Raw genomic sequence first — 21,822 nt, 5'->3', positions numbered from 1 at the left:
AATTTTACAATATAAAAAGACCGACAAATCAACGTTTTATTAACGTGATTTGTCAGCCTTTTCAGTTAGGTTAGATTTTTTTCTCAGACTCTTTCTAACACTTTTTACGATTTGGCCAAAAATGGTAGACAAGGTCAACTACTGCTTGGGCCAGCATACCGCCTGCCATCCAGTACATCCCCATCATCATATTACCAGTAAAAGTAAAATAAGCGGTAATAGCGTAAACAACTACCCACAAAATTTTGAAAAACAAATTATCACACATCATTTGTAAAAAAACTCCCTTCAATTCAATTCAAATTATACCTTGTTTTAGACAAAAATTGGGGCTTTTTTTAGTTATTTAATCACTTAAAAGCCGTTTTGCTAAAATTATTTACAATTATTGTTATTATATAAAAATGTTTACATCCGTAAGCGTTAATAAACTTTTTTGAAAATAATTTTTTTGATAAAAGCATTTTAATGCTTTTTATTCGTTATGTAATTTAATTGCTTTTCAAACTGAAAAAAAGGACTTTAATTTCATCATTTTAAAGTCCTTTTATTGTTATTAAAAATAATTAGATTGCTGTAGCTCTCTTTGACGCGATTTAAATATTGTTTTAAAAAGCTCCTTATCAAATTATAATCTATTTCTACTCATCAATTTCTATTTTAGTCACATTTTTACCATTTGTAGCAATTACTTTTTGATAAAAGTAAAAACTATCCTTAGGATATCTCTTCATATCAAGCACTGAGTGATTATTTCTGTTGACATAAACCAACCCGTAGCGCTTGTCCATCCCATCGTTAACACTTAACAAATCTAAAAATGACCATGGATTAAAAGAAATAACATTAACTCCGTCTTTAATAGCTTCACGTAGTTCAAAAATGTGCCCATTGAGATACTTGATCCGTTTTGGGTCATGCACCTGACCGTTTTCAAGTTGATCACGTTCAGGCCAGCCACATTCGGTAATAATAATGGGAATATTGGGATAACGATCATTGACTTTTTGCAGAGCAAAACGCAGACCAACAGGGTCATAAGAAAAGTCCCATTCTGAATTCATCAGACGGTCATCTGTTACTTTTTCCACATTGGAAATGACACCGGCAAGCATCTTGGGGCTTTCTTCATTGCTCAACCTAAATACTGACGTTGAGTACCAATTTAATCCCAAAAAATTAGCGCGACCGTTTTTTAAAATATCTGCATCCCCTTCATGGTAATTAAGAGTGATTTTGCTGTCTTCCAGGTAACGTAAATAATAGCTAGGCAGTTCTCCCCTAAGAGCCACATCCATATCAATAAATGAGATTAAGTCTTCCATGTTCTTACTTTTGAGAGCATTTTTAGAAGTATGATCATAAGGAAAATTAGTCATATAAGAAACAGCTGGCCCAATCATTGAGTTAGGAAACAGATCGTGACAAAGTCGATATACTTTTGCCTGAGCTAAAAACATATTGTAATTAGAATTTTCACCCTTTTCCCTTAAACGGCGCAAATCCTCATCTTTAATACCATTCATCTCAGGGACATTTGCTAGCAGAGATTGTTCATTAATGGTTAACCAATATTTAACTCTATCTCCAAATTCATTAAAGAGCGTTTTGGCATAATTATAAAAATCACTAATGGCCTTGCGACTAGCCCAACCACCATACTGCTTCACTAAAGAAACGGGGCAATCAAAATGAAACATTGTTACAATGGGCTCAATTTGATTTTTGACTAGTAAATTGATCAGTTTATTATAAAAAGCAATTCCTTCTTGATTAGGTTCTTCATCATTGCCGTGAGGAAAAATCCGCGACCATGAGATTGAAAAACGATAACTTTTCAATCCCAATTTTGCCATTAAAGCGACGTCTTCTTCAACATGATGATAATGATCAACAGAAACTGAAGTATCCAAAAATTTACTTTTTTTAGATCTCAAATCAGCAACCGATTCGCCCTTGCCGTCTTCATTTGCGGCGCCTTCAACCTGGAAAGCCGAAGTACTGGCTCCCCAGAGAAAATTTTTAGGAAAATCATCTTGAAGATGAAATTGATTGTCCATATTTACTTATTCTCCTCTTCAAATGCCTGCTTATCTGCAACCCTAAAGAATGGCAGATAAATCACAAACATCAGTAAAAAGTTAATTAACCAAACTACTGCCCCTTGCCAACCCATAATCATTGTATCAGCAATTATTTTCGGCATTGTCCATGGCATTCCCATTCCTAAGCTGGGATTGTAATTGGTAATAAAACCGATCTTTACGGCTAACAAACCGATACAACCGGAAACAAAGGTTGATAAAACAAAGGGTACAAACATCAGTGGGTTTAAAACAATTGGCATCCCAAAGATAATAGGTTCATTTATATTGAATAGATTTGGCAAAGCAGAAACCTTAAAGAATTCCTTGTACCGCTTGGACTTACTCAAAAATAAGCCCATTATAACTAAACTAAGAGTAGCACCTGCTGCGTCATTATTTGAAAATGCAAAAACTACCAGATTACTCAAGTATGGAATAGTCTTCCCAGCTTGAAAAGCGGGTGTACTGCTAACCATCATTGAGATAACTAATGGTATAACCACAGATTCGATAGCAGCTGGATGAATTCCAAATGTAAATAAAACATTGGACAGAGCAAAAATCAGGATTAAAGTTAATGGTGAACCACCGATGTGCATTAACGGTGCAGTTATTAGTTTATTAACAAAATCGAAAACATTCTTGAATTGAGAAAAATCAAAAATTGCTCTAATGATAAATACTGTAATAAATATAATTATACCAATTATCAGTGGCTCAATTGACGAACTGACCATACTAGGGACTGAATCTGGCAATTTAATAGTCAGTTTCTTATTTTTGCTTAATTTAACGTAAAATACACCGATTAAAATTGACAAAATAATTGCCACAATTATGCCTTCGCTACCCATATAGGTCATTTGAAAAGCATTAACAGGCTTTTTACCGGGAACAGTTTGCGGCATTAGCACGAAAAAGCTGGCCAAGCCGAATAAACCAGCAACAATTCCGTTTTGCTTGCAGCTTTTGGCATAATTATAAGCAATGGTAAAAGCTATAAAAACAGCCAAAATGTTCATCGTACCATTAACAATAGCAGACATTGACGGGGTTATTCCCACCTTGGCAAACCAATCTGCAACAGGTTTGATTGGAAAACTGGCAAATATTGAGAACACCGAAGCACCAATAGTAACTGGTAATGTCATTACCATGCCGGAAGATATACTTTGCAGGACCTTATTTTGTCCTAATTTATTTGAAAACGGGACCAGATATTTTTCCAGCCATTTTTGAAAATTTTTCATTTTCTACGCTCCTATCCTATTAATTCGCTTTCATTTCTTAAAGTATATGTTCATTGAAATAAGCGAACAATATGCAAAAGCTAGACAATTTATGTTGATTTCACAGATTTTAGCAAAAAAAGAAGGCAAAAAAAGAGGGCATCATCTGGTATTAGAACGGTATTTTGCTGGAGAAATGCCAAAGTAATGTCTGAATATTTTATAAAAATAGGACGCATTTTCATATCCTACTCTGTTAGCAATCTTTTCGATTGGTGCCTTAGTGTAAGTCAAGTATTCTGCAGCTATGTTTATTCTTTGTAACTGAACTAATTTAATAAAGGACAATCCCGTTTCACTCTTTAAGTAATCTGATAAATAATTTGGATTAAAGCCAAAATGCTGTGCCATTTGTTCCAATGTGATATCAGAATAATTTTTTTCAATATAAAGTAACAAAGAAAGCAAATTATTGTTTTTCTTTTTCGAGTCAGTTACTTGAGCCTCACGATAATAAGTTTTTCTGATTAGCAAGGAAAACATAGTCAGCATTTCTAATTTAATGATCTGATCAGACTGAATTTTGTCATCATAATATTCGTCAATGATATCGTAAATAATAGCAATAATTTTGGAATCATGGTCAATTTCAAACAGACTATATCGCCCTTCACCATGATCTTCGTCTGATAATAAAGAAAAAAGTAAGTTAGAAATTGAAATACCCTTACCCTTTGATTGCAAAAAATTAAGTTCATTTAGAGAAAAAGCAGAAGTGCGTAATTCAATATTTAAAACCACACCATTCTTACCAATTGGTTCTACTTTGTGCGGAGTTTTGATACCGATAAAAATCATGTTATCCTGATTAACTTTAATACGCTCATGCTCAGTTACTACAACACAATTACCTACCAAAGGAATGTTGATTTCTACGTAATCATGGATATGAAATGGTATATATGATTTTACAGGCTGAACAGAAATTGTAATTGAACTACTGTTTAATACAAAGTTATCAGAATAGGTATTGAAGAATTCATAAACAGGTTCACTATTGATATGACCAGCAACTTTTAATTTAAACTCATTTGACTTAAAATCTTGCAACATCGTGTTCCAATCACGAAAGCTATTATTTTGACGTAACATTTGTATTATTTTTTCGTGCATTTTAATACCTTTAATTTATGAAAGAAATTCTGTGAAATAAACAGTTTTATTATGTAATTTAACAATAGTTTGCTTTTTTACATTAAGTTAAAATGAAGAACAAAGCAAGACTTTTCAAAATTTGGGAGGAAAATATGACTGATTTAACTCAAAGTCCATACAACTTATCTATTACAGAGATTAATTTTGTGAAAAATAAAGTAACTAATATGTCACTTGCTGCTAAAATCGGACAGCTTTTCTTTGTAATTGGTGAGGATGAAGATAACACTGACTTAACAGAGTTTGTTAAAAAATATCAACCAGGTGGTATTATGTACCGTCCCGATAAAGCCCGCAAATTGCAACGTGAAATAACAGTTTCGCAGAAAGCAAGCCAAACTCCCCTTTTTGTTGCTGCCAACTTGGAAGCTGGCGGGAATGGATTATTAAGCGAAGGAACATGGTTCGGCAGACCTTTGCAAATTGCTGCTACCGATGACGAAAAGAATGCATATAATTTGGGTTATGTATCGGGCTATGAGGCTAAACAAGTCGGTGGCAACATGGCTTTTGCACCAATTGTAGATCTTGATTTAAACTTTCGTAACCCCATCATGAATGTGCGCACATTCGGCAGCAATAAAGAGCGTGTGATTAGAATGTCAGATGCACAAATCAAAGGTTTTAATGCTAATCATATTATTCCAGTAGCAAAGCACTTCCCTGGTGATGGCGTTGATGAGCGAGACCAGCATCTTTTGAGTTCAATTAACTCGTTATCCGCTGACAAATGGATGGAATCATACGGACAAATCTATCGTCACTTAATTCAAAATGGTTTACCAGCTGTCATGATTGCTCACATTATGCAACCGGCTTGGGAACGACATTTGCAACCAGGTATTGAAAATAAGGATTTACGCCCTGCCTCTACTTCCAAACTATTAGCTGATAAACTTTTACGGACTGTTTTGCATTTTAACGGTCTCACCATTACTGATGCCACGCCAATGATTGGGTACAATGCAATTTTGCGACGTTCAGAAGCATTACCAGCCACCATTAATGCAGGTATCGACATGATCTTATTCAACAAGGATATCGATGAAGACTATCAATTTGTGACTGATGCAGTCAAAAGTGGCAAGATTTCAATGACGCGACTCGACGAAGCTGTTACCAGAATAATTGCCACTAAAGTTGCACAAGGCGTGATGGACACGGAAAATAATCTTTGTGAACCAGCATCGCAAGAAATTGATTTAAAATTGGCAGAACATGAAAAATTGGCTGCTAAAGTAGCACAAGAATCTGTTACTTTAGTTAAAGACCGCGACAAACTGCTACCGATTACACCAGAAAAATATCCCCGTGTTCGTTTAGTTGTTTTAGGTGATACAGACGATGGTGGCTTTAAAGAAGGCGGTAAGGTAACCGCAAAATTTAAGGAAAAACTTGAAGGAAAAGGATTTAAAGTTACAGTTTTTGATCGGAAAAATCTAGATTTTAAAGAAGTTTTCGCAGGTGGAGTGCAATATGAAAAGGATCAATTTGACCTGGCATTTTATGTTGCTAACGTTGAAACGGCAAGCAATCAAACGACAACTAGACTTGATTGGATTCATCTAATGGCAGCGGACGCTCCCTGGTTTATGAAGGACATCCCTACTGTTTTTGTTTCCACCTGCAATCCCTACCACCTTTTCGATATTCCAATGATTTCAACTTATATTAACGCTTATACAGGCAATGAGGTCACAATTGATGCTCTTCTGGAAAAAATGATGGGACAGGACAAATTTATCGGGCAAAGCCCTGTAGATCCATTCTGTGGCCATTTTGAGACTCACTTATAAGGAGGCAGATCAATGTTAAAAATTAAAGACATTTTAGTCAATCATTATACTGAACCTCTTGGTTATGACTTAGAAAATCATTTAAGAATAGAATTCAGCGCTGAAGCCGATCATGATTCAAGCAATATGCAAAAAAGAATAACAATTGATGTAAATGAACCAATTTTCGACAGTCAGTGGCAACAATATGATAACAATTATTTTGACTTCGAACTGAAGATTAAACCACGGACAAGATATGACGTCACTGTTTGGTTAAAAAACGATGATACCCAAACAAGTGCAAATACTTTCTTTGAAACTGGTAAGATGAATGAACCTTTCACTGCAGAATGGATTGGTAATCAAGATAAAAACATTCAAAATACTCTTTTAAAGAAAGAATTTGTTTTAAGCAAAAAGGTAGTAAAAGCTCGCCTTTATATTAGCGGTTTAGGGGTTTACGAGGCCTATTTGAACAAGCAAAAAATCGGAGATGAGTTTCTTGCCCCTGGTGTCACTGCCTATGACAAACTAGTACAGATTCAAACTTATGATGTAACTAAAAAGCTGAAGGAAAAATCTCGGCAAGAGCTTTTGATTTCCCTTGGAGATAGTTGGTACAAAGGTAACTTTGGCTTTGATGGTGGTAAAGATTGCATCTATGGCGACCAACAAATGGCTATCGCTGAACTGCATATCGATTATGATGATGGCAGCAGTCAAGTGATAAACACAGACTCTTCTTGGAAAACTACTGCTGGAAAAATTACCAAATCAGCCATTTATTATGGTGAAGACTTTGACACTACCAAGAAAATAATTGATTGGCAACCGGCAATTATATTGCAGCATTCTAAAGATATATTGCATGACCGTCTAAGCCTGCCATTAAAAGTAAAGGAATATTTGCCTGTTAAAGAAATTATTCACACTCCTAAAGGTGAAACAGTTCTTGATTTCGGTCAAAACCAAGCTGGCTGGCCCGAATTTTACAATCACGAATCAGCTGGCAAGGAAATTGACTTACAAATGGGAGAAATCCTTCAAGACGGCAATTTTTACCGGGATAATCTGCGGGAGGCTCGTGCTGCCTTTCACTATGTTTCAAATGGTGAAAAAGAATGGGTTAGACCACATTTCACTTACTATGGTTACCGTTATGTCAAAGTTTCCGGTAATTCTCACCCATTAAGAAAAAAAGATTTCAGAGCAGCGGTAATTTATTCTGATCTTGAAATTACTGGCGGTATCAAAACAACTAATGCCAAAGTTAATCGCCTGCTTCAAAACGTTTTATGGAGTCAAAAAAGCAATTTCTTTGATGTTCCAACAGACTGTCCCCAACGAGACGAGCGTTTAGGCTGGTCCGGGGATGCTGCCATTTTTGCCAGCACTGCCATTTTAAATATGAATGCTTACCCTTTTTTCAAAAAATATGCTAAAGATATGAAAATTGAACAGGCTGCACATAAGGGTATGCTAACAATGTATGCTCCTGCAATGGGCAATAATAGTGGTGGTGCGGCAATTTGGGGAGATGCCGCGACTGTTATCCCGTGGACTGCCTATCAAGCAACAGCTGATCCGGCTATCTTAAGACAAAATTACTTTAGTATGAAGTCCTGGGTAAATTGGATCAGTCAAGCAACCACTACCAAGAACCTTTGGACTGGTTGCTTTCAATTTGGTGACTGGCTGTCTTTAGACGGTGAAAACCCGGCCATGCCAAATGGTAAAACTAACGAAGATTATATTGCCTCAATTTATTATGCCTATTCCAGTTGGATTGTTGCTCAAGCAGCTCGCATTTTAGGTAATACCTCTGATGCAAAGAAATATGAACAACAAGCTCAAGCCATTAGAGAAGCTGTTAGAGATGAATTTATTACTAAAAATGGCCGTCTAGCAATTGATACACAAACTGCATATGCCCTAGCCCTTCATTTTAATCTGGTACCAAAAGAACAGAAAAAACGTGTTGTTAAGGATCTCGTTCAGAGGCTAAAAAAGGATCACAACCATTTGCAAACTGGTTTTATTGGAACGCCTTTTATTTGTCAGGTTTTATCTGAAAATGGCGAACATAAATTAGCGACACAAATTTTTCTAAACGAAGATTTTCCAAGCTGGCTCTATGAAGTTAATTTAGGTGCTACTACTATTTGGGAACGCTGGAACTCAGTCTTGCCAGATGGCTCAATGAATCCCGAAGGAATGAACTCGCTGAACCATTATTCAATCGGTGCAATCATGCAGTGGGTCTATCAACAAGTTTTGGGCTTAAGGAAACAGAGTAATGGCTACCAAGAAGTGCTTTTTGCGCCTCAATTTGATTATCGCTTTAAAAATATTTCAGGTCACTTCCACAGTTCATACGGTGATCTCAAAATGGCTTACCAACTTGAAACTGATGCCCAACACACTATCAAGATCAACCTTAGCATTCCTTTGGGTCAAAAAGTAACCGTAAAATTACCTAGAGTGAAGGATAAAGTAGAAATTAATGGCAAGCGGGCAACTTTGCCATTGGAATTAACTAATGGTGACTTTACAATCTCTTATGTACCTGAAACCAGCTATATCGAATACTACAATATTAATATGCCCGTAAAAGAACTAATGAGCGATGCGGAACTTGTTAAACAGCTAAGACCAATCAATACTGTTTTTGACTTTTTGCAAGATCCCGATAATCTCAAAAAATTTGGTGAAAATTCTATGGTAGAATTGAATAGTCTGTTGCCATTTATTAATATTTCAGACGAAGATTTTAACCAAATTAAGAAAATACTTGATACTACGCCAGTAACAAGTGAAAGGAAGTTTTTAAATGAAAGGCGTTCTCTTTGATCTAGATGGAGTCATTGCAGATACATCCGTATACCATTTCCAAGCTTGGAGAAAATTAATCAAAAATCATTTTAACCGCGAATTGCCGGATGAACTTGAAAAGCAAACAAAAGGTGTAAGTCGAACAGATTCTTTAAATGCAATCTTAAAATTTTTAAATATTTCCGTTTCACAAGAACAATTTAATGAAATGACCACTGAAAAAAATAATATTTTCCGCAATTTGTTGGCCAGTTTAACTCCTGCAAATATCTTACCTGGAATTAGTGAATTAATTTCATCCCTAAAGAAAAACAACGTTAAACTATCTTTGGCTTCTGCTAGCTTAAATGGTCCATTCATACTAGAAAAATTACAACTGACAAAGGCATTTGATGCAATTGCAGATCCAAGTAAAGTTGCCGCTGGTAAGCCAGCACCCGACATCTTTATTGCTGCAGCTGAAGCAATTAATCTCAAGCCACGAGATTGCGTGGGTATTGAAGATTCAATTGCAGGTATCGCTGCTATCAACAAGTCAGGTGCTTTATCGGTTGGCGTTGGCTCTAAAACGGATCTAAAAGATGCCAATGTACTTTTTGCTAAAACAGCAGCATTAAATTATGACCAAATCGAAACTGCCTGGGAAAAATTTAATTTAAATTAGTAACCTGTTTACAAATAAAAACTCGTGAATAAAACAAAATTTGTTTTTCACGAGTTTTTTGATGCTTAAAATAAATTGGTGTAAATAAGGATTGGTTTTTTATGACAGATTTAAGTAATTACATTTATTCACCTAGATAGGCAAAGGCTACCTTTTCATCATAAACATGAAAGACCTTTTCAAAGAGAAAACGGCAAACCATTGCTACTACAACTGGGAATACTATCCAGACAATTAGCGCCATTACAATATTAATACTTGCTTTGCCAGCATCTAGGGAAGCAAGAGGCCCTACCAAGCCAACAAGACCGAAGCCTGCAGAAGCTGGCGTGCCACTAACGTGAAATAAAGCTACCGGAATAGCGGAAAGCGCTGCTGTAATTAATGTTGGTAAAACAATAATTGGATGCCTGAAAAGATTGGGCATCATCATTTTCATTGCCCCTAATGCAATTGCAATAGTAACTCCTGATTTATTAGTTCGCCAAGAATGAACGACCAATACCAGCGTCGTTGCCGCGACTCCCATTGCTGCTGCACCTGCAGAGATACCATTTAATTGGATAGCCATTCCAATTGCCACAGTTGATATTGGTGAAATGATTAGAATTGCAAACATACAGGAAATTAAAATACACATTAATATTGGCTGTAAATTAGTAAAGGAATTAATTACCGACCCGAGCCATGTAGTAATTTTGCTTACATACGGCAAAATCAGCATGCCAATCCAACCTGCTCCTCCACCAACAACGATCGGTGCGGCAACAATTTTGACAGAGCCAAAATGTTGACCGACTAATAATAAAAGTCCCACAGCTAAACCTGCTGTAATCATGGTATTAATAAGATCGCCTGTCCCTGCTGAAACAAATACTCCTTGAGCTTTAGTAGCAGGGTTCACAATTTGTGGTACGAATTTTGTAACACCAGAGCCAACATAAGCAGCGGCTCCTACAATGGCAACGTCCAGTGGAACCATTTTAAATTGAATGGCAATTAAGGCCCCAATTAGCAAAGGCGTAGCACACTGAAAAATCAATAATGCTTGATTAATAGATGCCGTCACCGGATTTTGACCAAATAACTTTAAAATCGCACTGACAACTGCATTTGGAATCAAGCCTACGATAATTCCAGTTGCAGTCCCAGCTAAAATGTTGTTAAGAAAAGTTTTTACTGTTAGTTTGTTAGTTTTGGTTGTATCAGCCATATTTGTACTCCTTTAATATAATAGTGCTTAGGTATACATTGTCGGCAAAATGATTTGTGACAAAATCGAAATATGCTGATTGCTAATTCGCCTCATTGCTTTTTCCTCCTTAAAATTAATTATTAAGTATTTTATCATCTTATTTAAAAAAGTACACAAAAAAGTTAAAAATAATTTATTTTTTTATTTAAATATCATTTAAAACTCGCACTTATCACCGCATAAAAAGTCTAATCTCAATATTGTGAGATTAGACTTTTTTTACTATTTAAACTGATTTAATTTGAACTATACCATCAACTACCGCAAAAGATATGCCATAACATGTATTTTTCTGGATTCGACAGCTCAATACAACACCAGCAATTTCAAAAATAGCAATAGTATCGTCAATCAATAAAGAAATATCATATTCTTTATTAGAAACCAAGTTAACTTGCCTGGACAAACCAATATTTAACATTTGGTACCATCTTAAATTTGGTGTTCGTCTAACACTTAGTTGCTGTTTATTGAGATCAATATTGAATTCATAGCCCTCTTTGGTATCAGAATTTTCAAAGAATATCAAGGAGAAACTTTTGGTGCCAGGTTCATACACAATTTTATTTTTCAGTAAATAATGTTTTTTAGGCTGATTACCTTGAAGTTGAGTTTCTGTCCTTTTATATTTTGATTTTATTTTTTGAGATTCAAAACTATATCTTTCTGAAACAGTATTAATTAAAGTGTCTGGAATTGACGTTTTTAATGATCCATCATTATTCTGAGTAATTTTTAAAGGTAAAAAGGTACCACCCCATAAATAATTATTTTCGTCCTTTCCAGCTTCTTTAGAAGGTACCCAACCAAAAAGATATCTATTTTTTTCATCACTAGCAGTCCTTGCGGCATAATAAGCCCTGCCATTAAAGGTATCTTGTTTAGGAAATAGCCAAGGCCCCATAATATTTTTACTCATTGCATAATGAGTAGTCTTATTAAGATCGTATTCAGAATAGACCAAGTACCACCAATCTTTTATTTTAAAAATTTGTGGCATCTCAATCATGGTATATAAATTTGGTGCCCAAAAATCTCCTTTAAAAGTCCAGTCCTGACTATTTTTTGATGTGTAATAAACCAATCTTCCTGTTTTTGCTTTTAAATCAGAAACCAAACGTGTGCCTAATATTAAAATGTATTCTTGATTATCAGGGTTCCAGACAATACTAGGATCTCGCCAATTATTTGAATCATAACCAGTTTGTGGCGAAAGTTCTTTAGCAAGTCCCTCTTTGCACCAATGTATTCCGTCTTTGCTTGCAGCTTTCATTAAAACTTGTGATGAACAATTTTTATTTACAAAATTACGATTATACCCGGTATAAAAAGCTCTTATATTGTTCTTTTGTTCAAACACACTGCCAGCATAAACAAATTGGTCATGATCTTCTTCGGAGCCTTTTTTTAAAACTTCACCATATTCTTTATAATGAACAAAATCGCTCGTTGTAACTAATTCCCATCCAAAAGGTTCACCAAAGGGCACGGGGTTTCTAGTATCTTTTTGAAAGTATAAATAAAATAATTTGTCATGCCTGTTATAAAATGGCATACAATCACCAAAAAAGCAGTTTTTAGGTCTATATAAATATTTTTCCATGTCAGTCCTTTCAAAAATTAAAGAATTTTCAAAGCACTTAGTGCAAATGACAAAATAACCATTAGTACAATGATCTTATTTGCACTTACCTTTTTTCTAATCAACCAAAAAGTAATTAAAGTAACCGTTAAAGGTATGATTCCAAGCATAATTTGATCTAAAATCTTCTGAAGATCAAAACTCATGCTACCCATTTTAAATTTTAAAATAGTTTTCAGAGTAACAGTGCTAAAAGTCATTGCACCAACCATTATCATACCTAAAATACCAGCCGCTTTAGTAATGATTTTCATATAACCATTTTTATATGCTTTTTGTATAAAATCTCCGCCTAATTCATAACCGTACTTTAAGCCATAATATCTTGCAATGAAATTTGGAATATTATAGATAACCAAAAATAAAATAGGTCCAAGAATATTCCCTGCTTTTGCTAAACTAATACCAATTCCGGCAGCGATTACTCTAATTGTTCCCCAAAATAGAGAATCACCAATTCCGGAAAGTGGTCCCATCAGACTTGCCTTCACGGCATTAATTGAACTAGGATCAAAATCGGCTATATTTTTGTTCTGCTCTTCCATACTTGAAGCAATTCCCATAGGGAAGGGTGCTAAAGCAGGTGTAATATTAAAATATGCTAATCCCCTTTTTAAGGCTGAAATTCTTGCAGGCTTGTCTTCAGGCTTAGGATATAGTTTTCTTATAAATGGCAAAATCATATATAAGGCTCCGACACCAGCACCGTTAATATAGTTCCATGTGCCCTGGAGTAGAAAAGAACGCCAAAATATTTTTCTAAAAGTTGTTTTATCCATTATTTCAGCTTTAGTTGTTTTATCAGTCATTGAAAAAATCCTCCTCAAGTGAATTATTTGTGCTATTTTCTGATACTGTTTTTGCCTTCGGAGATTTCATATTTTTGACTTCCAAAATATTCTTATCTATTGATGCAAGAATAAACGCTAATATGATTCCTATTAAGGCAACTGCTATAATAGGTAACTTTAAATAGCTTGAAAGTACAAATCCTAGAAGTAAATACAACATATTTCCTTTTTCATAAATCATATTTAACAGTAACGCAATACCTAATGCTGGAAGCATTTGTCCCAAAACTGTAAGCCCATTCATAACTACAGGGGGAATGGCTTTTACTAAAGCCGATATTGAACCCGAACCCAAGTAAATTCCTAAAAAACCAATAAGTGCATAAACAAGCGGTCCTCCAAATATGCTTAGGTAATGCAACCTTTCAATTGATTTACTCTTATCCTCCTCGGCATACTTTTCAAAAGTACTAAGTAAAAGACCACGGATAAAAATAACTAATTGATTGACAAAAACGGCTAAAAGGCTAATTGGAACTGCAAGAGAAAGTGCAACAGCAACTCCTTGATGGTTTAAAATTGCAAATGCTGTCCCAAATATAGAACCTGTCATAGAATCAGAAGGCATTGCACCACCAATGCCACTGATCCCAAGAAAAATCACTTCTAGTGAGGCTCCCATAATAATACCCGTTTTTAAATCGCCTAAAGCTAGTCCAACAAGCATTGACATAACAAGTGGACGTCTAATCATTGGATCGGACATGCCACAATCGGAAAAATTTCCCACAAACATTATTAACGCTACCCATAAAGCCGGTACTAACATTTTTTTACCTCCTCTTTATAACAAACTTGATAATTGCACATCTGGATCTGTAGGTACTGGTTGGACGTTTATCTTTATATTTGTCTCTAGAAGCTTTTTCAAGTCTTTTTCATCATCAGGTGTAATGAAAATATTTTTACTTAACTGCTTTTTGCCCTTCATATCTTCTGATCCGACTCTTCCGTAATTGCCCAAATTAATCATTGGAATATTGGAAACTTTTTTGGCAATTTTTAACGCGTCCTTTGGTTTATTGACAACTACCAAAATCTTCAATTTATCTGATTTAGGATTATTTAATAATTGAATCGCCTTGTCTACACTAACAAAAAACGGCTTAATTCCTTCTGGTACAGACATTTTTAATGCCATAATCTGTACTTTATTATCCAAAATTTCATCATTGGCAACAACAATGCGGTTCACGTTCAAATATCGACTCCAAACCACTGCCACTTGGCCATGAATTAATCTGTCATCAACTCTTAATAGACTAATCAAAAAAATCATCCTCCTCGTTTTCTTCTTCTAATTCAATTCTCTTTATGGTATTTTTCCCGGCATTAATCGCATTCTTAAGGCATGAATCAATAGGTTCTTTACTTAAAAGAAGATTCAATACCAACATTGAATTCATTCCTGAAACCAGATAAATATTATTTTGGGTCAAAAAACTCATTAACAATGTATTCACGCTGCCACCTGGAAAATCTGAAACCAACACGATCTCATCTTTTTTATCACTATCAAATATAATCTTTTCAATTCTTTCTTTTAAAACTGCTGGACTCTCCCCTTCTTTCATGCAAAACGCATACAAATTATTCTGCTTTCCGCTAATCATTTCCACTGAATTTTTTATTCCTTCTGCCAAACTACCATGACTAGCTAAAACGAATTTTCTCATTCTTTTTTTCACCTCCAAGTTGTCACTAATTACTGAGCAAATATCATGCCAACTTATAATAAATACTGTTATAACCAGGTTTTTAAAAATTAAAACGAAAAAGGAAGAGCATTTTTGAGCACTTCCTTAAGCACATATTTTATTCACTGTTTGTTTTAAATAATTCATAAATAAGAGACAATTCATAATTGTTTATTTTTAAGTTATACTTTTGTTCAATATTGTGAAAGATCTTCTCTGCAACATGGTAGAAGTCTTTCTCTTCCTTGCTTTTTTCTTGAGTATCTTTGCCTTCTTGGTTAATAGTTTGATTAAGCATTAACCGTTCCAGCATCAAAGCTAGATGCATGTATAAGCTCAATTTAAACTTATTCGTCAAGGTTACATGATAATAGTTTTCAAACTTTGCTACAATTTCTTGAATTTCAGGTATAACTACATCAGGATTTAGAAAGCGTAGCCTTCCTTTAATACCACCAATAGTGAAGAATTTAAGCAGTTCGCCAGTTAATTTATCAATATTTTTTTTAGTTTCCCCCATCTCTTTTAACAATTGCCGTAGTCTTTTATCCCCATCTTCGTCCATTATGTCATATAAGTTAAGTACATCTAATTCTTTTTGATGATCAACATTATTTGTTGTCAATATGAAATTAGTATTCTTAAAATATGACAAATCATGTCTTTGAAGTGTTGATTTTAGCTCATGATAATCCATAGTAATAATTTCAACGTCTGTCTGCAAAACTTTTTGCAAAATCCTTTTTATTTCCTCCGCAAGTCCTTCACCAGACATACAAGAAACAATAATATTTGCTTTTTGTGAAATTCCTTCAAAATATTTCACACTCATTGTGTTCGGATAAGTTTCAGCTTTTTCTGCAATTTTTTTGAAACTTTTATTTTGCTGGATTTGCAAACCTAAATCGAGAGCAATTTCCGTAGTTAAATTATTGATTACTAGTAAATCATTATTTAATAACTCCTTTACTTCTTTATATAAATTACTTAAGGATCCCATATCAAACAATAAAATTGTCCCATCATATTTTCGTCCTTGTTTTCTAATATAAAGCTCAATTTTTTGGGCAATTTCGTGATTAGATACATTAAGTGGCATATCAAATGCTTCAAATATATAGTTGCCACACAATTCATTTACGATTGCACAAATGTCAGAAGCAACATTACCACCATGGCAAACCATAATTGCCAAAAGGTTTTGAGATTCAATTTTCCCAGCAATTTCATCAAAAACTGTATATAAAAAGATAGGTATAAACCAGTCAGTATTAATATCTATTTTGAAACAGCCGCTGATTTGTTTACACAAATAAACCGTTCGTGGATAATGCTTACTTATTAGAGTTAATAAATTAGATATATCAGGCAAATCAGGACATTCCTGAATTACAGATAAAACTTTAGCCGCTTCACTTATTTTTTGGCCATTAAGGTATTTGCGTATTCCATATTTTTTACCAATTTCTTTAGCAGCAGTTGCTAACTGTTGAATGAGAAATTTTTCAAAATTTTGGTCATATATTAATAAGAAAGTATTCTTTTTAATGTCATGTACAAACTGGTTTAAAACAAGATTTTGCTCAGAAATTTCTCTATTTTTATTTTCATTGTCATACAAAGTGCTTAGTAATGTGCTTAAATATTTTTGTAAGTTTTTCTTTGCTAAATTTACTAATAGGCCTTGAGAATTTGGCTTAATAACAAGCCAATCACAATTAGACTCACTTAAATTTTTATTATTAGGAATCTTAATGGTCTTCATATCAGAAGAATTAAAATTTTCAGCACACAACAATTTAATTTTATTTGCTAATGAACCTATGTTGCCCTTCTGCTTTTGATTAACTAAAACTTGGATAGTATTACGCGAAATTTTTATTGCCCTACATATTCTGTTTGATTCGTGTTTAAAAAAGAATTCAATTAGCTGATATTTTTCAATAAGTGGTCTTTCAGAAAATCCAGGTAAAGTAATTTTAAGGGGAACTCTTCTTAAAAATGTATTTAATAGTTTATCTTCTAACTTTTCCGTTGTTGCAAAAATAAAACGAACATTAACTTGCTTAAAATGTTTATTTTCGCCTAACGGATAAAACTTACCAGAATCCAGTAAAACAAATAACTTTTCTTGACTTTCTCTGGGTAATCGATGCACCTCATCCAAAAACAAATAGCCATTATCTGCTTGATCAACCAATCCGGTTTTATCAAAGTCTGCACCCGTAAAAGCACCTTTCTTATAGCCAAAAAGGACAGATGATAAAAGTTCTGGATTATTAGCATAATCCGCACAATTCAAAACAACAAAATGTGCACCTTTATTAATGACTCCTTCTTGTTGCGCATATTTAAAAATTAATGATGCCAAATAGCTTTTTCCAGAACCAGATGGTCCAGTAATAATTAAAGGAAAACCATTAGGAGGGTAGTTAACAGATGCTTTACATTGACTAACAATATTTTTCAAGCTATCATTTGCCCCAATCAATTGCGCAAAAGCGTCTTGCCTTTTAGATATCAGTTGCCAATAAACAGGTTTGGTACCCTTTTTAAACAGTAGTCCTTCATGATATAGTTGTGCTAAATATGAACTAGTTACACCTCGAGAAAGGTTCATTGCTTTTGCAACCTCTTTTGTGGTTACCGCTGATTTATCATTTAATAGTTGTTTCAACTTTTCAAATACACGATACTTTGCTTTTTTCAAAAAATCATTTCTTTCTTGTGTAAGCCATTACTTTATCTGTATTTAAACACTTTTTCGCTTTTTGACCAATAAGTTTTAATAACGAAAAAATGCGGTGGAGCTTGAAATTACTAATTCTCAAGCTTTTCCGCATTTATCTTATTTTTTCTATAACATTTCTACCAAGTTAATGATAAATTCACCATAATTTTGAGAATTTATTAGTTTAACCACATTATCAATATTAGTAATAATATCAGACAATTCATCAAATACGCTGCGAAATAATTGCTTATTATTGGGATCAATTGCTAAAGCTATTACCAAATAAACCCTATTATTATCACTCCACTCAATTCCTTTGGGATTAATAACAATAAAACCACGACTTTTTCTAGCAGTCATATTCAAAGAATGTGGTATTGCTACTTTATCAAAAGCAGTAGAAGACAAGTTTTCACGTTGTTTAAGCAACTTTTTAAAGTCTTTTTCAACTATCCCTTGTTCAAAGAACTTATCATTTACAATTTCAAAAACTTGATCTATATTTTTTATTTTTTTGCTCTTAATAAAGTTATCACTATTAAAAAATTTTAACAGCTCTTCTTGAAAATGATCCCTCTTGATTTGGCGCCTTCTCGATGTGATTGCAACTTGTAGAGTTTGAATATCATTTGACAATAAAAACTGTGAAATATTGACCGTACTAATTTTAGAATCAACATAATTTGAACCAACAGAAATCAATAAGTCTATAACATTAGGAGTATTCCTAATATTTGCAGGATCGTGAATTATTTTTTTAATATCAATCTCAGCAGAGAACTTTTTCTGCAATCTTTTTAATAATACAAGAGAATTGTCATAATATTCAGGCATTATTATCACAACTGAAATTTTTTGCTTGTCGGTTATTTGTTCAGCCATTGCATTTCCAATATGCATAGCTATATAGCCAATTTCACTATCAGTAAGCGTAATTTTAGCTTTTTCAGATATTCTATTGGCCATAATAACTGCGCACTCATAAATTGTTGGTGAAGAATATTTAATATTAGTAGCAAGAGGGTTATGTTCAATATTTTTTGTTCTTGAACGCATAATTAATCTGTCTAAATGAAGAGCAAACCTTTTTTTAAAGGAATAAGTATCAAGATTAATTTCATAAATTTGCCAAACATAGGAAATTAAATCAGCAACTAGTTTTTGTGTTTCTTTTGAAACTATATTTTTAGTTGTTTTTTCATTACCTAAATCAGTTTCAATTACAAGAGCAAGTTCTTGGCAATCAGCATTTGTCAATAGTAGATGTAAATCGTCAACAATACTGTTAACCAAATCCATACCAAATTCCTGCTTTTTAACTGAACCTGAAGAATTATTATTTTTTATTCTATGACCATTGCTACAACGATCAATTGCAATGGCAAAATGAAGTATCAGATTATTTAATTCAAACGTGTTTAGATAAATGTTTTGATTATGAAAGATTTTCAATATCGATTTCTCTAATTGATGAATATTTATTTGAGGAAAGTTCTTTTGAATAATATTTCTATTCATAAATACTCCAGAAGTTTCCTCATAAATGAGCGAGCTAAGCAAACTTCTTTTTTGACGTTCATTCCCATCTAAACTCCAAAAATCGCCTTTTCTAATCAATTTGATTCCAAATCTTTTTAATTCACGATCCGCATGTTTTAAATTCTGTAAAATTGTTGATTCACTGACAAAAAGATTATTTGCTAAATCATACAAATTTATTGGCGAAGAACTATTAACTAGCAGGTTTATTATATAATTTACCCTTTCTTCATTATTGTCGGGTAATTTATGAACTTTAAATTTAGTTTTATCTTGTTTTTTCTCTAAACTAGATTGTTCAATGCGATAACCTTTAACACTTGATGATATCAAAATTCCTTGATCTCTAAATTGTTGAACATAGTTTTTTATTGTTCTTTTTGATAGTTCTAATTGAATGGCTAATTCTTGAGAAGTATGCCATCCAGGAAAGTTTTGTAAATATGACAATAATTTATTTTTCTTTGACATGTCGTATTTGCTTTTTCATTTTTATATTTCCTTACCATTTGAGGCAATAACTTGTTTATACCAAAAATAACTATCTTTTAAGTAACGTTTTTTACTTCCCTGACCATTATCATCAATATCTACATAAACAAAGCCATAACGTTTTGACATTTGTTGAGAAGAACACGAAACGATATCAATCGGTCCCCAAGCGCAATAAGCTATTACCTCTGCTCCATCATGTATTGCTCTTCCTACTTGTTCAATATGCATACTCAGATAGTCCGAACGATAAGGATCATGTATTTTTTTGTCATCTTCTAATTTGTCATATGCACCTAAGCCATTTTCAGCTATAATAATAGGTTTTTGATAGCGATCATAATATTGAGATAAAGTATTATATAGCCCTTGAGGATCAATAGCCCAGCCCCAATTACTTTGTTTCAGATTCGGGTTTTGCAGATTATCTGCTGGCTGCATTTTATTCTTCGTGGAATCAACTATACGAGAGTAATAATATGAAATACCTAAAAAGTCCATATGATTTTCGTTAATTAACTTCAATTCATTTTGCGTAATATCAAGTTCAATTTCTCTGCTCTTAAAATAATTTAGGGCGAATTGGGGATATTTACCTCTAAACTGAACATCTGTCACAAAATATTGCATACGATTTTGCTGCATTGCAAGGATAACATCGTCCGGCTTACTACTTGCAGGATAAACAGTACCATCAGCAACCATTGTTCCAATGTGTATATTAGGATTATTCAAGGAACGTGCATATTTTTTTATTTCTGCTGCTGCCACAATTTGATTATGCATTGCTTGATAAAGAGCTTGTTCCTGATTTGGATATTGATCGCTTGCTACACCAACTGAAAGCCAAGGTTCTATCTGAACCATATTAATTTGATTAACTACAATCCAATATTTTACACGATCGCCAAACCAATCTAATAAAACTTTGCCAAATTTTACAAAAAGCGGAATAACCTTCTTATTTGGCCAGCCCCCATATTTAAGTGTAATATTTACAGGAGTTTCATAATGATTCATGGTGATAATTGGTTCAATTCCTAATTGCACCATACAATCGATCATATCTGAGTAGTGCCTTAGTGCCTTTTCATTAGGTTTTTCATCGTCTCCATTAGGAAAAATTCTTGACCAATCTAGAGAAGTTCTAAAAGTTGAAAAACCTGCATCAGCTAAAAGCTGTAAATCTTCTTTATAAGTACGATAAAAGTCAATACCAAAACGTTTAGGAAAATAATTTTCAGTATCTTGACTGTTTTTCTTAACTTCTTTTAACGTCATCCCTTCTGACTCCGCAGCTTGCAACTCTTCATTTGATAATCCTTGAAGATAGGGTTGCACATCTGAGGAATTTAATCCTTTTCCATCTGCCTGAAAAGCACCATCTGCTTGACTCGCAGCTTGAGCACCTCCCCACAAAAAATTATTAGGGAAGAATGGAAAATTATTTTTTCTCATTTTGACCACCTCCACATTTACAATTACGCTTTTCAAATAAATTTATTAAATGCTTTACCAAATTATATTCACTATTAATTGTCATCAATGTATCTTGAGCATGGGTAAATAATACAGAATATTCTATAGGTTTACCTTCAGCTTCTTCCTGAATTTTCTTGGTTTGCAGACGATGAGCTATTATTAATTTTTCATTTGCTTTCTTCATATTCATTTTTGCATTGTCATATTTATAATCTGCGACATCATCAAGGGCTTTACTAATGAAATCGCGGGCATCGCCAGCGTTTAGAATAATGTTCATTGTGTTTTTGATGTTTTCTTCACTAAACTGTTTACTATCTTCCAC

At 33.7% G+C, this 21,822-nt stretch carries 17 protein-coding genes; 3 read left to right on the top strand and 14 right to left on the bottom strand.

The annotated features are described in order from the left end of the window. Positions 1 to 94: 94 nt before the first annotated feature. The 4 genes from ACZ2M0_RS03285 to ACZ2M0_RS03270 form a co-directional block, all read right to left on the bottom strand. Positions 95 to 271, bottom strand: coding sequence for a hypothetical protein (locus ACZ2M0_RS03285; protein WP_489958353.1), 177 nt, complete (start codon positions 269 to 271; stop codon positions 95 to 97). A gap of 370 nt (positions 272 to 641) precedes the next feature. Further along, on the bottom strand, positions 642 to 2,060 hold the full coding sequence (locus ACZ2M0_RS03280) for a glycoside hydrolase family 1 protein (protein ID WP_490058513.1): 1,419 nt from the start codon (positions 2,058 to 2,060) through the stop codon (positions 642 to 644). A gap of 2 nt (positions 2,061 to 2,062) precedes the next feature. Next, positions 2,063 to 3,337: a PTS sugar transporter subunit IIC gene (locus tag ACZ2M0_RS03275; protein WP_490058512.1), complete on the bottom strand. Its 1,275-nt coding sequence runs from the start codon at positions 3,335 to 3,337 to the stop codon at positions 2,063 to 2,065. Between the two features lie 141 nt (positions 3,338 to 3,478). Beyond that, positions 3,479 to 4,489, bottom strand: coding sequence for an AraC family transcriptional regulator (locus ACZ2M0_RS03270; protein WP_490058511.1), 1,011 nt, complete (start codon positions 4,487 to 4,489; stop codon positions 3,479 to 3,481). Positions 4,490 to 4,623: 134 nt separating this feature from the next. On the opposite strand from ACZ2M0_RS03270, the gene ACZ2M0_RS03265 reads away from it, so the two are divergent. Genes ACZ2M0_RS03265 through pgmB form a run of 3 tightly spaced genes read left to right on the top strand, consistent with a single transcriptional unit; the run spans position 4,624 to position 9,805 of the window. Continuing rightward, positions 4,624 to 6,327, top strand: a complete 1,704-nt coding sequence (locus ACZ2M0_RS03265; protein WP_490058510.1) for a glycoside hydrolase family 3 protein — start codon at positions 4,624 to 4,626, stop codon at positions 6,325 to 6,327. Between the two features lie 12 nt (positions 6,328 to 6,339). Beyond that, entirely contained in the window at positions 6,340 to 9,159 is a 2,820-nt protein-coding gene (locus tag ACZ2M0_RS03260; protein WP_490058509.1) for an alpha-L-rhamnosidase, read from the top strand. After that, positions 9,140 to 9,805 carry a beta-phosphoglucomutase gene (pgmB, locus tag ACZ2M0_RS03255; protein WP_490058508.1) on the top strand — a complete coding sequence of 222 codons (666 nt, stop codon included), beginning with the start codon at positions 9,140 to 9,142 and terminating at the stop codon, positions 9,803 to 9,805. The genes ACZ2M0_RS03260 and pgmB overlap by 20 nt, the downstream gene beginning before the upstream one ends. A gap of 124 nt (positions 9,806 to 9,929) precedes the next feature. On the opposite strand, the gene ACZ2M0_RS03250 is transcribed toward pgmB, so the two are convergent. The 10 genes from ACZ2M0_RS03250 to ACZ2M0_RS03205 form a co-directional block, all read right to left on the bottom strand. Next, a complete protein-coding gene (locus ACZ2M0_RS03250; RefSeq protein ID WP_490058507.1) occupies positions 9,930 to 11,018 on the bottom strand; it encodes a PTS sugar transporter subunit IIC in 1,089 nt (362 codons plus the stop codon). Positions 11,019 to 11,286: 268 nt separating this feature from the next. Continuing rightward, positions 11,287 to 12,663 carry a family 43 glycosylhydrolase gene (locus tag ACZ2M0_RS03245; RefSeq protein WP_490058506.1) on the bottom strand — a complete coding sequence of 459 codons (1,377 nt, stop codon included), beginning with the start codon at positions 12,661 to 12,663 and terminating at the stop codon, positions 11,287 to 11,289. A gap of 17 nt (positions 12,664 to 12,680) precedes the next feature. Beyond that, positions 12,681 to 13,511: a PTS system mannose/fructose/sorbose family transporter subunit IID gene (locus tag ACZ2M0_RS03240; protein ID WP_490058505.1), complete on the bottom strand. Its 831-nt coding sequence runs from the start codon at positions 13,509 to 13,511 to the stop codon at positions 12,681 to 12,683. Continuing rightward, the gene (locus ACZ2M0_RS03235; protein WP_490058504.1) at positions 13,504 to 14,322 is read right to left on the bottom strand and encodes a PTS mannose/fructose/sorbose/N-acetylgalactosamine transporter subunit IIC; all 819 of its coding nucleotides are present in this window, start codon (positions 14,320 to 14,322) and stop codon (positions 13,504 to 13,506) included. The genes ACZ2M0_RS03240 and ACZ2M0_RS03235 overlap by 8 nt, the downstream gene beginning before the upstream one ends. Before the next feature lie 15 nt (positions 14,323 to 14,337). Beyond that, the gene (locus tag ACZ2M0_RS03230; protein ID WP_490058503.1) at positions 14,338 to 14,823 is read right to left on the bottom strand and encodes a PTS sugar transporter subunit IIB; all 486 of its coding nucleotides are present in this window, start codon (positions 14,821 to 14,823) and stop codon (positions 14,338 to 14,340) included. Then, complete coding sequence (locus ACZ2M0_RS03225; RefSeq protein WP_490058502.1) at positions 14,816 to 15,229, bottom strand: PTS sugar transporter subunit IIA; 414 nt, start codon at positions 15,227 to 15,229, stop codon at positions 14,816 to 14,818. The genes ACZ2M0_RS03230 and ACZ2M0_RS03225 overlap by 8 nt, the downstream gene beginning before the upstream one ends. A gap of 139 nt (positions 15,230 to 15,368) precedes the next feature. Beyond that, positions 15,369 to 17,960, bottom strand: coding sequence for a sigma 54-interacting transcriptional regulator (locus ACZ2M0_RS03220; RefSeq protein ID WP_490058501.1), 2,592 nt, complete (start codon positions 17,958 to 17,960; stop codon positions 15,369 to 15,371). 147 nt (positions 17,961 to 18,107) lie between these two features. Continuing rightward, a complete protein-coding gene (locus ACZ2M0_RS03215; protein WP_490058500.1) occupies positions 18,108 to 19,994 on the bottom strand; it encodes a BglG family transcription antiterminator in 1,887 nt (628 codons plus the stop codon). Positions 19,995 to 20,015: 21 nt separating this feature from the next. After that, complete coding sequence (locus ACZ2M0_RS03210; protein ID WP_490058499.1) at positions 20,016 to 21,473, bottom strand: glycoside hydrolase family 1 protein; 1,458 nt, start codon at positions 21,471 to 21,473, stop codon at positions 20,016 to 20,018. Further along, a complete protein-coding gene (locus ACZ2M0_RS03205) occupies positions 21,460 to 21,822 on the bottom strand; it encodes a PTS lactose/cellobiose transporter subunit IIA (RefSeq protein ID WP_490058498.1) in 363 nt (120 codons plus the stop codon). The genes ACZ2M0_RS03210 and ACZ2M0_RS03205 overlap by 14 nt, the downstream gene beginning before the upstream one ends.

It is taken from the genome of Lactobacillus sp. VURO6/B1 (VP7), from assembly GCF_058139575.1.
The sequence above is the reverse complement of the archived record's forward strand: the minus strand, read 5'-3'. Positions and strand labels throughout refer to the sequence as shown.